A 14,272-nucleotide genomic window follows, 5' to 3' on the forward strand; every position below is an offset into this window, starting at 1 on the left:
ACAAGTTAAGGGGTGTTTTATTTTGTTAGTTCTCTCCAAGTTCTTAAAATTTTGGAGGTCCGTAGGCCAATTGTCTTTTATGCTCCGTGCGTTTGTGCATTCTATCAATGATTTGCTTGTCTTTTTCGGGAACTTCCTCGCCTTTGAGAAAGCTGTCTATCATGTTGTAAGTTGTTCCCATTTCATTTTCATCCGTCTGACCTTCCCATAGTCCTGCGCTCGGAGCCTTATTGACAATGCTATCCGGTACTCCAAGCACCTTTGCCATATCTCGGACTTCCCCTTTTGTAAAATGTACAAGAGGTACAAGATCGACTCCTCCATCACCATATTTGGTGAAATACCCTGTGTGCCATTCCGCTGCATTGTCTGTCCCTACAACCAAATAGCCATAGTTGTTCGCCACTGCATAGAGGGTGGTCATGCGAAGACGTGCACGGGTATTTGCATCTCCTAGACGGGAAGTTTCTTCGTTCCATTCGCCTTTTTCCTTCAGTTGCTTTTCCATCGCAGAAAAAAGCACGGTATGTGTATCGGAAAGATCGATTGTCGTGTGGGAGATTCCACAGCTTTCAATTACTTCAAGTGCATGTTCCTGGTCCTTTGGGTCACTTTTACATGGCATAATCACACCTAGGGAATCTTCGGGGAATGCTCTTTTGATCAGGTGGGCGACAACTGCGGAATCGATTCCTCCACTAACACCGACAATTGCTCCGTTTAATCCTGCATCCTTCACTTTTTCTTGAATCCATTGTACTAACTTGGCAATTTTTTCTTCCATTACGTATTCTTCCCTCCATTTGGCATTATTGATTATTGTATCAGATTGTTGTAATTCGTCAAAAATTGTTTGCGTAGGTTCCAGGTAGAAATGAAAAAGGAGAGATTGGCATAACTGCTTGGCACTGCTTCATCATCCATGGTTTGGGAGAACCGGTTTCCCTCTCTCAGGATGTCCATCGGAAAAGAAAGTGCTGCACAGAACCACGGAAGCCTTTTGAGTTTGTCCTCTAGAAAAGAATGCGACTCAAACTGGGCCCTGTTCCATTTGAGGAAAGGCAGAATCCGACTGGCATACTGAACGTAGTCCCATTCCCCATTACCAATTGAAAGCAGGTCAAAGTCGATTAAATACACTTTATTATCTGTACTTCGGATAAAATTATGACTTGCCACATCCCCATGCAAAACAACATTTTCCGAATTGGTTACATTCGCGGTCAACTCTTTAAGTGAAAGGTGACTATAATATACAATTTCACTAATTACTCCGGGATTAAACCATTTTGCCAAAAAAGGTGCATTTTGATCAAACAATTCGAGACGATTTCTCCACTTTTGTATCGTCGTTTCAAGTGGAATATCCAGGGGAAGAGAAGGAATGATTTTTTTGGAATGGTGGTGAAAATCTTGGAGAACAAGCAATCCAGCCACCCTGTCCTCTTCTTTTAGGAAAGAAAATCTCCTTTTTGCGGGGATGAAACGTGTGAGAACCCAATAATACCCTTGGTCAGCTATGACATACCGTCCATCGCTGAATTTCTCATACATAGCCCCTACACTGAATCCGTTAATATGTAGGAGATGGCTGAATTGAATGATGGAATCAAGGTTTCCGAGTTCTGCATATCCTTTTAAAATATAGATACCCTCGTCTGTATGAATTTTAAATAGGTTGTTTTTTATTTTACTGTAACTTTGAATTTGCAGGTCCGTTTCATAAATTAAACGGAAGAAAAGACGATTTCGATTGAAATCGTCTCTACAGTTCGGTTGATCAGCTTTCATCATCGTTATCCGGACCTTCAAAATCTGACCCTTCATTCCGCTCGTCATTGGCGTAGCCGTAACCATATCCTTGTGGGTTATAATACCCTGGAGGTGCCATAGGATAGCCGTATGGGGCGTAACCATATGTTCCATCGCTACGATAGCCTTGCGGTGCTCCACACCCGCAATCCCCACCGGAACTTGCTCCTGCTACTTGTTGCTGGTCGCCACCCATTGGCCCGAATCCTGAACCTGGTGAAACTGGTCCCATTGGATAACATGGATATCCGCCCATTCCGCCCATCGGACCCATAGGCATTCCTTGTGGCATCATTTGCGGCATTCCCATTCCCTGCATTCCAGGCATCATCCCTGGCATCATTTGTGGCATTCCCATTCCTTGCATACCGTTTTGACCCATCTGATCCTGAACGCCCATCACGGCATTTTCCATCTCTTCATGGCTCATATTCGGCATTTGTCCCATCTGTTGCAACTGTTGCATCTGTTGCATCATTTGTTGTTGCATTTGCCCGTAATCAACATCGGGAGATTCTTCGCCTTGCTCCACTCCCATTACTTGCGATCCATCCATTCCTTGCATTCCAGGCATCATCCCCGGCATTCCCATTTCTTGCATTCCAGGCATCATTCCTGGCATTCCCATTTCTTGCATTCCAGGCATCATTCCTGGCATTCCCATTCCTTGCATTCCAGGCATCATCCCTGGCATTCCCATTCCTTGCATACCAGGCATCATTCCTGGCATTCCCATTCCTTGCATTCCAGGCATCATTCCTGGCATTCCCATTCCTTGCATTCCGGGCATCATTCCTGGCATTCCCATTCCTTGCATTCCGGGCATCATTCCTGGCATTCCCATTCCTGGAGCTCCCCATCCTGGACCCCAACCATGGTGATGATGGTGTTTCGGAGGACATGGAGGAGGACATAAACCGCTACCAGGTAAAACCGGAGATACAGGATAGCACTCTTCCATCTGTGGAGCAGGTTGCTGGACACCCATCACTTGCTCCGGACTTTCCGGACTCTCCTCTTTTGGTTTAGGTATGTTCACGGGCATGTTCACGTTAGGCATGTTTATGTTAGGCATCTTCATATTCGGCATTTTGACATTAGGCATTTTCATGTTAGGCATCTTCTCGTTCGGCATTTTTTCGTTAGGCATTTTCACATTTGTCGGCTGTTTTTGGGTAAAATAGTTATTCACTTCCACCTCTGGGAAGTATGGCTTCAATTGGGGCATCTTTGGTGTGTATGGTGTTTTCTGCGCCTCTTTAACCGGTTGCTCTTTTACCGCAGGCTTCTTCGGCATCTCCTTATAAGGATGCTGTGCTTTCGGCGCCTGTACGCCCATCACTTGTTTTGGTGCTTCTTTCGTCACACCCATCACTTGGCTTTCTTTCTTGACTGGCACACCAGCCATCGGCACTTTTATTTTCATTCCAGGCATAATCATGTCAGGATTGCTTAATTGTGAATTCGATTTCTTTAACTCTTCGAAGTTCACGTTATATTTCTGGGCAATCTTCCACAATGTATCCCCTTTTTGGACAATATGGATTTTCAAGGATTTTCCCTCCTTAGCAAAGTCTCTACAGTCTATGAGTCGTGTAGGCATTTTGCCACTATTCTTCACATCAACATATGCGTGAAAAAGGGAATTTATGATAAAAAACATGGACACCACAGGGAAAAAGTTTATTTTTCCGTTGGCGCCCATTTTTATTGTGATTATAGATTTGGTGATAGCTTTATCTCCCTGTAGTCTTTCGTTCCAGGTGTTCGCTTCCCGCGGGGCGGTGCTTGAGCCTCCCACACTTCGTTGTGGGGTCTCAAGTCTACCGCTACCTCCCGCTGGAGTCTCTCACCTTGCACTTCAGGCTACAGGGGAAATCTGTGAGCTTCATGATCCTCGCTCATCTCCCTATTCCCTTTCAATCCGGCTACAAGGGGAGCATGCAAACAACATGATCCTATTTTTGGAAGGTGCTTTCTATTTAGCCCCCTAACTCATTTGGACACCTACTTCAAAAGATATTATCATAGAAGTATCAAAGGAGGAGTCCAAATGAGTAAACGCAATGGACCAATGGAAGATGTAAAAAAGCAATACGTAAGAATGGCACTTGAATCTGGAAATACTGCTTTTATAGCTAGGAAAACAGGAGTGAGTAGTTCTACCTTAGGTAATTGGATAAAACAGTACCGTGATGAAATAGAAGCAGAAATGGAAACAGATGGTGTTACCCCTCTTTCAGAGTCTCCTTCTACTCAAGAACTGCAAAAGAAGTATGACCATGCCATGAAACTTTTAGGCGAGAAAGAACTAGAGGTAGCGATGCTTCGTGAGATGGTAAAAAAAAACTTACCGACCTTTCGGAACAAATAGCTTTTGCCAAAGAGTGGATCGATGAGGGATTTCCGGCCAGTCGTGTATTAAAGTATGCTTCCATTACCCGTTCTACTTACTATTATCGTTTGGCTAATCCACCAATAGCTAAGGTAGCTACGGGGGGAAGGCCTATACCAGGATACTCTCTGAATAGAAAAACGAAGAAGAAGGTCAAAGATAAAACCATCAAGGTTTATTTAATGCAGCTCATAGAAGGCGAAGAGGAGATATACGGATATAGGAAATTAACAAAAGTCTTAAGAAAGATGTATCATCTCATTATCAACAAGAAGAAAGTGTATCGACTATGTAAGGAGCTTGATATCTTGATGCCTCAACGGCAAACGAAACAAAAGCACCCACGTAAGCTCGCCAAGAATCGTAAGATTACAGGTCCTAATCAGTTGTGGCAGGTTGATATTAAGTATGGATATGTGATGAATTCTCGACGTTTCTTCTATCTTGTGAGCGCCATAGATGTGTATGATCGAAAGATTGTAGGGTACTATCTTGGGAAGACTTGCGAAGCGCCAAAAATTACGAAAATGTTGATGAAAGCTATGATGAAGCGCGGTATTAAAATGACAAAAGCCGTTGAAGACGAGAGTAGACTTATTATCCGTTCAGATAATGGTCCACAGTTCATAAGTAATCATTTTCAACAGTTCAGTATAGATAAGTTTGAACATGAAAGGATCCCACCAAAATCACCAAATATGAATGCTTATATAGAGTCTTTTCATAGTGTGCTTGAGAGAGAATGTTATCAGAAAAACGAATTTATTACTTTTGATCATGCGTTTGATACAGTAGATACTTATATTGAATTTTATAATAATAGAAGGTATCACGGCAGTCTAAACGACTACAGTCCAAGCGAATATTATGCCAAATGGTTAGCTAAAACGGTGAATCCAGTAGAATTAACGATGTAATGTTTACCCCGAGAAGAAAGGTTAAAGCGATTCTCTTTAACCTTTCTTCTCGGGGCAACCAAGCGGAAGCGCGGTAGGAAATTGAAATCTTGAGATAACCCTAGAAAAATGGAGTATGTGTCCAAACTTAGGGGGTTGAACCGCTTTTATTCAAGAGTAATGTTATTTGCTAATAAAAAGTCAAAAATAAGGTTGTTACTAATCATCTATGAAAAATTTCATACGTTTTTATAAAAACAAAGTAAAAAGCCGAAAAATCATACTTTTTTCTTGGTAAATCCACACTAACCAAGTACTTTCTTTAAAGTTCGTGCCAAGCGGAGGTGAGTTGATGCCAAACTGCCTCGAGTTCGTGCCAAAACAGCACTAGTTCATGCCAAAACACACCGAGTTGATGCCAAACCCATTTTCTCAGCTGTCATGCCCCTTTTATTCGTCCTCTGCGTCAAGGTTCACCTATTGGATCCCACCACCTAAGCTACGTGCATCTAGGCTGGTACAATAATATCAGGCATGTTCTAACATTTTGTCTAGGGCGGAAATTGCTTGTTCTGCTACTTCATCTTCAACTGTTATCCTATTGATGATTTCTCCGTTTTCAATGGACTCAAGGGCCCATAATAGGTGCGGAAGATCGATACGGTTCATTGTGAGGCATGGGCACATGTTCGGATTGAGCGAAACAATTTCCTTGTCGGGATGCTGTTGAATGATTCTGTTGACAAGGTTCATTTCCGTTCCGATTGCCCACTTGCTTCCGGCTGTTGCACCTTTAATTGTTTCAATTATATATTTTGTACTTCCTGCTTGGTCACTTTGTTGCACGACTTCCCATGTGCATTCAGGATGGACAATGATTTTCATTTCCGGCTTTTCTGTTCTCAGCTGGGCAATGTTTCCGAGCGTGAATTTTTCATGGACGGAACAATGTCCTTTCCATAAAATAACCTTTACATTAGAAGGGTCACCATCATATTCCAACTCGTCTGTGATAGGGTTCCAAACAGCCATTTCCTCTAGAGGTATTCCTAGATCATAGGCTGTATTTCTCCCGAGGTGTTGATCTGGCAAAAATAAGATTCTTTCTTTCTGAGTAAATGCCCATTCCACCATTTTGTGCGCGTTGGAGGAAGTTACTGTTGCCCCTCCTCTTTTTCCGCAAAAGGCTTTGATAGCAGCGGTCGAATTCACATAGGTAAGCGGCAGCATCGTCTCTCCAAAGACCTGTTCCAGCTTTGTCCATGCACGCTCCGTTTGATGGATATCTGCCATGTCAGCCATGGAACAGCCTGCTCGCATATCCGGCAGCACCACTACCTGGTTTGGATTTGTCAGAATATCTGCTGTTTCCGCCATAAAGTGAACACCACAGAAAACTATATAGGAAGCGGTCGTCTCTGCCGCAGCTTGGGCAAGCTGAAGGGAATCCCCAGTCGCATCGGCAAACTCTATCACTTCATCTTTTTGATAATGGTGTCCCGGGATAAATAGGTCGGATCCCAGTTTCGCCTTTATTTCCTTAACTCTCACTTTCATTTCGTCTGTTGTCATGTCACGATATTTGGAAGGCAGCATCCCATTGTCTTTTTTCACTAAGTCTAAAATATTCATGTTGTTAAACTCCTTTCGTTCCAACATTAAAACTTATATCCAGCGCCTTAGCTGAATGGGTGAGGAAACCTAAAGATATATAATCGACTCCTGTTTCCCGGAAGGAAGCGATATTGGTGAGGTTGATCCCCCCGGAAGCTTCTGTGATCACATTCTTCGGTACATGCTGGATGTAGTCTCTGATTTCATCAGGAGTCCTGTTATCAAACATGATGACATCCGCACCTGCTTCCACAGCTTCCTGCACCTGAGCCAGGGATTCCGTTTCCACCTCGATTTTTACCATGTGCCCTATTTTCTCGCGTACTCGTTTTACAGCTTCTGTAATGGATCCGGCGAATTCAATATGGTTGTCCTTGATCATCACTCCGTCATATAATCCAAAACGGTGGTTGTATCCGCCGCCGCAAGTGACTGCATACTTTTCCAACATGCGCAATCCCGGAGTGGTTTTTCTTGTATCACACACTTTTGTATGCTCACTTCTCAGGTTGGATACGGCTTCAGATGTCAGAGTGGCAATCCCGCTGAGTCTCTGAATTAGGTTCAGCGTCACTCTCTCAGCTCCCAATAAAGCTCTCATATTACCTTCCACCGTTCCGAGTACATCCCCTTTCTCTATCCACTCTCCATCATTTTTGAAAAGTGTTACCTTACTGGCAGGATCTAGGATGCTAAAAGCTTGTTTCACTATTTGCTGTCCTACAAATATCCCGCTCTCTTTTGCCAGGAACGTACCTGCCCCCATCTCATTTTCATCAAAAAGCGCCTCCGAGGTTACATCTCTTTCTCCGATATCTTCTTTATAGAAATGACGCAGCATCTCTTGCAACATGATTGTATTCATCTGTAACCCTCTCCTCTATCCCCACGTTTTTTTCCATCTGTACATGCATGATTCTGTTTTGTCTCCACACTTCCTTGGATAACGGATGGTCAGATCGATAATGAGCACCTCTGCTTTCCTGTCTTTGGAGAGCTGCCTCAGTAATCAAATAGCATAGATGAAGCATGTGGATTTTTTCTATTTCTTCTATATCAAAAATTTCTGTTAGATGATCAATTGCTATCCAATAAGGTTGAAAGATTTGCAACCAGCATTTCAATTCCATTAAACCTTCCTCATTGCGGACAATTCCCGCATGCTTCATCATCATTTGTTGTATATCTGCTTTTGTCGGGAGTGGCATCGCCCGTTGCTGCAGCACATCCGTATCCTTTATAACATTTGCTCTTCGGCTCCAGAGCAGTAGCTGGTCAGTTGGTTTTAAAGTTAAAAGATGATCGGCAAGCGTTTTGGAAAATACGATAGTCTCCAACAGGGAATTGCTTGCGAGTCTATTGGCTCCGTGTACCCCATTGCAAGCGGCCTCCCCAACAGCGTACAGTCCAGGAAGAGTCGTATCACCGTGAATGGTTGTATGAATACCTCCCATATAAAAATGTGCGCCAGGGACAACAGGAATACGATTTGTTTTCAAATTGATACCATTCTTTTTGCAAAGGCTTGTAATTGCAGGAAACCGCTCTTCAAAATTTTCAACGTCTTTAATATTCAAGTAGACAGTTTCTCCCATGTCCAGCTCATGGAAAATCGCCCTTGAGACCACATCTCTTGGTGCCAAATCTTTTAATGGATGATTCGTTTCCATAAAACGGTCACCCTTGCCGTTTTGGAGGTAAGCACCCTCTCCCCGCACCGCTTCCGAGATAAGCCCTACCGCTTTTCCTTCCACCGAAAGCATTGTCGGATGAAACTGCATGAACTCAAGATCCGTCAGTGCCGCTCCGGCCTGATATGCCAGGGACAGGGCCATGCCGGTAATACTCTCATTATTCGATGTGTATGGGTAAAGAGCACCGGCTCCACCAGTGGCCAAAACCACATACGATGCAGAGTAATCTGTTCTCTCCCCGCTTCTGTTCATCGTTTGAACGCCATAACAGGTGTTGTTATCAACCAGAAGCCTGATAACGGTTTCATGCTCCACCATAAGTACTTTCTCTGAAAGCGTCGATTGAAGCCACTCCATCAGCTCTTTACCAGTTTGATCTCCCCCGGCATGTAGGATTCTCCTTTTTGAATGGGCCCCCTCCATTCCCAGGGAAAATTCTCCCTGCGAGTTTTGATCAAATTTCATACCTTTATGAATTAACGTTTGCAACTCTTTTGGACCAAGCTTTGTAAGGACTTCCACAGCCTCCTCGGCATTGTGGTAGCAGCCCGCCGAAAGGGTATCCTCATAATGCAATTGCCAAGAATCTGTATGTTCTATCGCACAAGCAACTCCACCTTGTGCCAGAAAAGAATTATTATCATTCTTGCTGGACTTTGTGAAAATAATCACATTCATATGCTCACTTAAATAATTTGCAGTCAGCAATGCGGACAGTCCGCTCCCGACTACAATGACATTGGGCTGTAAAATAGACACAAAAAAACCTCCTGTGTATATAAGTGTCTTGACACCTATATTTACATATTTCTATACTAATGACAAGAGATTTTTTTAAAGCTCTTTTAAAGAACAGAAGATTGCTAGATTAACCAGTTTGGCACACTTCTATGGGGAAGGGAGTTTATATTATGATTTATTTGGATTATGCAGCTACTACCCCAATGAGTAATGAAGCCTTGGAGGCTTATCAACAGGTGGCACGCCAATATTACGGCAACAGCAGCAGTTTACATGATTACGGGAGTACCTCTTCCAATATTCTTGAAACATGCAGAACTGAACTTGCCCGGATGATCTCTGGAAAAGCAGAGGGAATTTACTTTACAAGCGGTGGAAGTGAAGCTAACTACCTGGCTATCCGCTCTCTCCTGAGGGGAAACGAACATAAAGGAAAGCATATCATCACCACAGAGACAGAACACGCTTCTATCCATGCGCTTTGCAAGGCTCTTGAAAAAGAGGACTATGAAGTAACCTGGCTCCCTGTAGACTCGAATGGAATCATTGCTTTATCTCAATTAAAAGCGGCACTTCGGGAGGATACCTGCCTAGTCAGTATCCAACATGCCAATTCGGAAACAGGGATCCTGCAGCCGCTTGAAGCGATTGGCTCCCTTTTAAAGGAGAAAAACATTCTCTTTAATAGCGATTGTGTACAGACATTTGGTAAAATACCAATAGATGTTGAAAAGCTTCAACTGACAAGCCTGTCCATATCCGCCCATAAAATCTACGGTCCCAAGGGTGTGGGGGCATTATATATCAATCCAAAAGCAACCTGGAAATCGCCATACGAAGAAGCCAGCCATGAAAATGGTATGCGTCCTGGAACTGTAAACGTTCCAGGTATCGCTTCATTTGTGACTGCCGCTCAGGTGATGGAATCAATGATGTTGGATACGAAAGAAAAGTACGAGATGCTCCGGATCTATTTTTTGAGACAGATTCAGCAGCTATGGCTTCCGATTACCGTTGAAGGTGAACATGCCAAAGGTCTCCCGCATATTCTCGGCCTGAGACTTTCAGGGATGGAGGGGCAACATGTGATGCTTGAATGCAATAGAAAAGGCATCGCAATTTCTACAGGAAGCGCGTGTCAGGTCGGATCCCAATCCCCCTCACGCACCATGCTTGCTTCTGGGAAAACAGAGGATGAAGCACGGGAATTCATTCGCATCTCATTTGGTAAACATACTACTTTAAAAGATCTAGAGCTTGCTGTGCAGGCTTTGAAAGAAATCATAGAAGAATGGATGAAAAGGAGCGGCTGATTGATGACCCAAGAAAAAAAAGTACTAGGGGAAGAACGAAGAAACCTGCTGTTGCACTGGCTGCAGACGGAAGATAAGCCACTGACCGGCGGAGAATTGGCTGGACGGACCAATGTAAGCAGACAGGTTATTGTCCAGGACATCTCCCTTTTGAAAGCAAAAAACGAACCAATTTTGGCAACAAGCCAGGGCTACGTGTATATGAAGCCTTTTGGAGAACAGGTTAAAAAGGAGCGCATCATCGTCTCCTTTCATGAACCACACCACACAAAAGAAGAACTGTATATCCTGGTCGATCACGGTGTGACGGTGAAGGACGTGCGGATTGAGCATCCGGTCTACGGTGATTTGAACGCTTCTGTCATGGTTAGCAGCCGCGCCGAAGTTGATGCTTTCATCCGTAAGATTAAGCAGACCAACGCCTCCTATCTTTCACAGCTAACAGACGGAACACACCTGCATACCATAGAGGCGGATTCCGAGGAAAAGCTCGATGCGGCGTGCGCTGCTTTGAAGGAAGCTGGGATGATTGTGGAATGAAAGTGGGAGGGACTCAAAGCTCCTTTTTTTAGCTTTTTTCACGTGATGCCATTCATATACTATCGATCGCGGAGCTAAATACTGTCCAAACTTAGGAGCTAAAGCTAGTTTTTTTCCAAACTCCCATTTTTATTTTCGGTTACATTGATATTCGTGCCGAAATCGACTATTTATTTTCCGTAAAACGATAATAGGATCCAAACGGCAATAAATACGTGCCGTTCGACAAAAAACACCAAAGCTGAAACCCTACTTATCCAAAACAAAGGCCTGCCTAAACATGCACACATCTGCATCCTAGACAGGCCTTTCTATTGTCCTATTTTAATAAATAACTATTATATCTCCCCAACACCTTCACCGAACAGCCCAGCGCCTCCAGCTCCTCAATGGCTGGCGGGATCAGGGGGTGGTCCATTTCTTCATTCACATCAATGATGAAAAAATAATTACCTAAACCCGTTTTCATCGGTCTTGATTCAATCTTGGACAGGTTCAATTTTCTCCAAGCAAACACGGACAACACCTGATGTAGTGCACCGGATTGGTCGGTCGGAAGCGTCACCGTCATGGTGGTCTTCTCCCCTGCACTTTTGTATTCCCCATTATAAAGGTTCACCGTTTCATCCCGATGGAGAATGATGAACTTCGTATGGTTGTTTTCATAATCATGAATGTTTTCTTGAAGGATTTTCAGGTTGTATTCCTTTGCGGCAAGTGAGTTGGCAATACATGCAGCCTTTTTGGAAACCCTGTGATCAGAAATCAGTTTAGCCGCGGCAGCTGTGGACGATGTCGTTTCATAGACCGCATTTGGGTAATTCTTATGTAAAAATTTATGACATTGTGCAATGGCATGGGAATGCGAGTAAATCACTTCCAACTCTTCGCCATTATGAATATTTTCAGGGTGTACTAAAAGGTGCTGACTAATCGGAATCGTCAGTTCCCCCACTATTGGAAGAGGGCAATCATGAATCAGATAATCTAGTGTTACATTAACCGATCCTTCGATGGCATTTTCTAATGGAACCACCGCAAATTCAACCTTCCCCTCGAGCACCGCATCCATGCATTCCGGTATGGTGGAAAAGGCTTTTTTAGTTGATTTCGGGAAAAACTTCGTTACTGCCATATCAGTAAAAGTTGCTTTCGGTCCTAAAAACCCAATTCTTTGCTGTAATGGTGTCATTCTCTCTACTCCCCTATCTAAACTATGCTTACTCAGGGTAGCACCTTCCAGAAGGAATCCGGTATTAAGCGCCTGTCCCTAAGATCTCTACTTTATCTACAAATTCTAATCGCTTCAGCATCGAAAGTAAAGCGTTGATATCACCTTTTAATCCGGACATATCAAGGGAAAGTGTAACGTTTGCCTTACCTTGGAGCGGGATGGTCTGGTGAATAGTCAAGACGTTACATCCAACAGAAGCAACGGTTGCAAGAAGCTGCGACAACGCACCTGTCTGATCTTCGAGGTGAAAAAACAAGGTCATGATTTTTTCTTTTACCATGGTATGGAACGGAAAGACGGTGTCGCGGTATTTGTAAAAAGCACTGCGGCTGAGATCGACTTTCTGGACTGCTTCGGCAATGGAATCAACTTTCCCTCGAGCAAGCATTTCTTTCACTTCAAGCGACTTCTTCATCGCTTCGGGCAGTACATCTTCTCGCACTAAAAAGAACTTCTCCTCTAACATCGGATATCTCTCCTTTTTATAAGTATTCTATCTGTTGAATGGAGCATAGGGCGAAGACTCCTACGGGAGGTAGTGCTTAGCGGAGACCCCGCAGGATTGCCGAGGAGGCTCCGCAAGCGCCCCGTGGAAAGCGAAGCCCAGTGCGGAATTTAACAGCGGTGTTAAAAGAGCTATATGTAAAGAAGAGAGGATAAAATGAATTATCCCCTCCGGCCAATCTATTCTACAAATTCGAATTCGTATTTTTGAAGACGTACGATGTCGCCGTCTTTGGCGCCACGTGCACGCAATGCTTCATCGACACCCATTCCTCGAAGCTGACGGGCAAAGCGTTTGATGGACTCTTCATGATTGAAGTTGGTCATAACAAACAGCTTTTCAAGGTTTTCACCAGAAAGTACATATGCACCATCCGGATCTCTTGTGATTCTGAAATCCGCTTCTTCTTTTTCATGCTTGTACACAACACGTTGCTCAATCGCTTCTTCTTCATAAAGCGGATATTCTGGTGCATGCTCGAGCTCATCCGCCACTGCATACAATAGGTCGCGAAGACCGCTGCGAGTAAGGGCGGAAATAGGGAAAACCTTAACATCTTCGCCAAGTTGCTGCTTGAATGTTTCAAGATTTTCTTCTGCATCCGGCATGTCCATTTTATTCGCTACTACAATTTGGGCACGCTCTGTCAGACGCAGATTGTATTCCTTCAGCTCTTCATTGATCGTTTTGTAATCCTCGTAAGGATCACGGCCTTCCAATCCGCCCATATCTACCACATGGATGATAACTCTTGTACGCTCGATATGACGAAGGAATTGATGCCCTAGTCCTACACCTTCATGCGCGCCTTGAATCAATCCCGGTAGATCGGCCATGACAAAGCTTCGGCCGTCTTCCGTTTCTACTACACCAAGGTTAGGTACAATGGTTGTAAAATGGTATTCGGCAATCTTAGGTTTAGCAGCAGATACAACAGAAAGAAGTGTGGATTTTCCTACGCTTGGGAATCCAACAAGTCCTACATCAGCAAGCACTTTCAGCTCAAGTACAACATAGCGCTCCTGACCTGGTTCACCATTTTCGGCAACTTCCGGAGCCGGGTTTCTAGGTGTTGCAAAGCGCGTGTTACCGCGGCCTCCACGACCACCTTTTGCCACTACATATTGCTGACCATGCTCTGTTAGGTCTGCCAATGTTTCTTTTGTATCATCGTCCATGACCACTGTTCCTGGTGGAACCTTTACAATCATAGCTTCTGAATTTCTTCCGTGTTGGTTTTTGGACATTCCGTGCTCGCCACGGTTTGCTTTAAAGTGACGTTTGTAACGGAAATCCATCAGTGTACGCAGTCCTTCTTCTACTTGAAGAATGACGTTCGCACCTTTTCCACCATCACCACCGGCTGGTCCACCATCCGGAACATATTTTTCACGACGGAAAGCAACCATTCCGTTCCCACCGTCGCCACCTTTTACATAAATCTTGACCTGATCGACAAACATTGATTATTCACTCCGATATGTCAAAAGGCGTTATGACATTATTTGATTCCTCGCCTTTTGCGCTC

The 14,272-nt window shown here is 44.0% G+C and carries 13 protein-coding genes; 4 read left to right on the forward strand and 9 right to left on the reverse strand.

Annotation, left to right across the window (positions count from 1 at the left end; translation table 11 throughout):
* Positions 1 to 43: 43 nt before the first annotated feature.
* Genes nadE through safA form a run of 3 tightly spaced genes read right to left on the reverse strand, consistent with a single transcriptional unit; the run spans position 44 to position 3,364 of the window.
* Positions 44 to 784, reverse strand: coding sequence for an NAD(+) synthase (gene nadE / locus AB685_RS05510; protein WP_047969475.1), 741 nt, complete (start codon positions 782 to 784; stop codon positions 44 to 46).
* 32 nt (positions 785 to 816) lie between these two features.
* A complete protein-coding gene (locus AB685_RS05515; protein WP_047969476.1) occupies positions 817 to 1,794 on the reverse strand; it encodes a phosphotransferase in 978 nt (325 codons plus the stop codon).
* Positions 1,781 to 3,364 carry a SafA/ExsA family spore coat assembly protein gene (gene safA, locus AB685_RS29675; RefSeq protein ID WP_053073731.1) on the reverse strand — a complete coding sequence of 528 codons (1,584 nt, stop codon included), beginning with the start codon at positions 3,362 to 3,364 and terminating at the stop codon, positions 1,781 to 1,783. Before safA ends, AB685_RS05515 begins: the two co-directional genes overlap by 14 nt.
* 501 nt (positions 3,365 to 3,865) lie before the next feature.
* On the opposite strand from safA, the gene AB685_RS05530 reads away from it, so the two are divergent.
* The gene (locus AB685_RS05530) at positions 3,866 to 4,186 is read left to right on the forward strand and encodes a transposase (protein WP_053073732.1); all 321 of its coding nucleotides are present in this window, start codon (positions 3,866 to 3,868) and stop codon (positions 4,184 to 4,186) included.
* A 17-nt stretch (positions 4,187 to 4,203) separates the two neighbouring features.
* Entirely contained in the window at positions 4,204 to 5,124 is a 921-nt protein-coding gene (locus AB685_RS05535) for an IS3 family transposase (RefSeq protein WP_241773257.1), read from the forward strand.
* A 507-nt stretch (positions 5,125 to 5,631) separates the two neighbouring features.
* On the opposite strand, the gene nadA is transcribed toward AB685_RS05535, so the two are convergent.
* From nadA to nadB, 3 genes are read right to left on the reverse strand one after another with little or no spacing between them, the layout of a single operon-like run.
* Positions 5,632 to 6,735: a quinolinate synthase NadA gene (gene nadA, locus AB685_RS05540; protein ID WP_047969479.1), complete on the reverse strand. Its 1,104-nt coding sequence runs from the start codon at positions 6,733 to 6,735 to the stop codon at positions 5,632 to 5,634.
* Between the two features lie 4 nt (positions 6,736 to 6,739).
* Complete coding sequence (gene nadC / locus AB685_RS05545; RefSeq protein WP_047969480.1) at positions 6,740 to 7,582, reverse strand: carboxylating nicotinate-nucleotide diphosphorylase; 843 nt, start codon at positions 7,580 to 7,582, stop codon at positions 6,740 to 6,742.
* Positions 7,539 to 9,164, reverse strand: coding sequence for an L-aspartate oxidase (gene nadB, locus AB685_RS05550; protein WP_047969775.1), 1,626 nt, complete (start codon positions 9,162 to 9,164; stop codon positions 7,539 to 7,541). The genes nadC and nadB overlap by 44 nt, the downstream gene beginning before the upstream one ends.
* A gap of 155 nt (positions 9,165 to 9,319) precedes the next feature.
* On the opposite strand from nadB, the gene AB685_RS05555 reads away from it, so the two are divergent.
* Both AB685_RS05555 and AB685_RS05560 read left to right on the forward strand, forming a co-directional pair.
* Positions 9,320 to 10,465 (forward strand): IscS subfamily cysteine desulfurase, encoded by a 1,146-nt coding sequence (locus AB685_RS05555; RefSeq protein ID WP_198530467.1) that lies wholly within the window; start codon positions 9,320 to 9,322, stop codon positions 10,463 to 10,465.
* A 3-nt stretch (positions 10,466 to 10,468) separates the two neighbouring features.
* Complete coding sequence (locus tag AB685_RS05560; RefSeq protein ID WP_047969482.1) at positions 10,469 to 11,005, forward strand: transcription repressor NadR; 537 nt, start codon at positions 10,469 to 10,471, stop codon at positions 11,003 to 11,005.
* 319 nt (positions 11,006 to 11,324) lie between these two features.
* Here the strand turns inward: AB685_RS05560 and pheA are convergent, their stop codons facing one another.
* The 3 genes from pheA to obgE all read right to left on the reverse strand — a co-directional run bounded on the left by pheA (position 11,325) and on the right by obgE (position 14,207).
* The gene (gene pheA / locus AB685_RS05565) at positions 11,325 to 12,197 is read right to left on the reverse strand and encodes a prephenate dehydratase (RefSeq protein ID WP_047969483.1); all 873 of its coding nucleotides are present in this window, start codon (positions 12,195 to 12,197) and stop codon (positions 11,325 to 11,327) included.
* 64 nt (positions 12,198 to 12,261) lie between these two features.
* Positions 12,262 to 12,705, reverse strand: a complete 444-nt coding sequence (locus AB685_RS05570) for an ACT domain-containing protein (protein WP_047969484.1) — start codon at positions 12,703 to 12,705, stop codon at positions 12,262 to 12,264.
* 218 nt (positions 12,706 to 12,923) lie between these two features.
* Positions 12,924 to 14,207, reverse strand: coding sequence for a GTPase ObgE (obgE, locus tag AB685_RS05575; protein ID WP_047969485.1), 1,284 nt, complete (start codon positions 14,205 to 14,207; stop codon positions 12,924 to 12,926).
* Positions 14,208 to 14,272: the final 65 nt, after the last annotated feature.

This window comes from Bacillus sp. LL01, assembly GCF_001037965.1.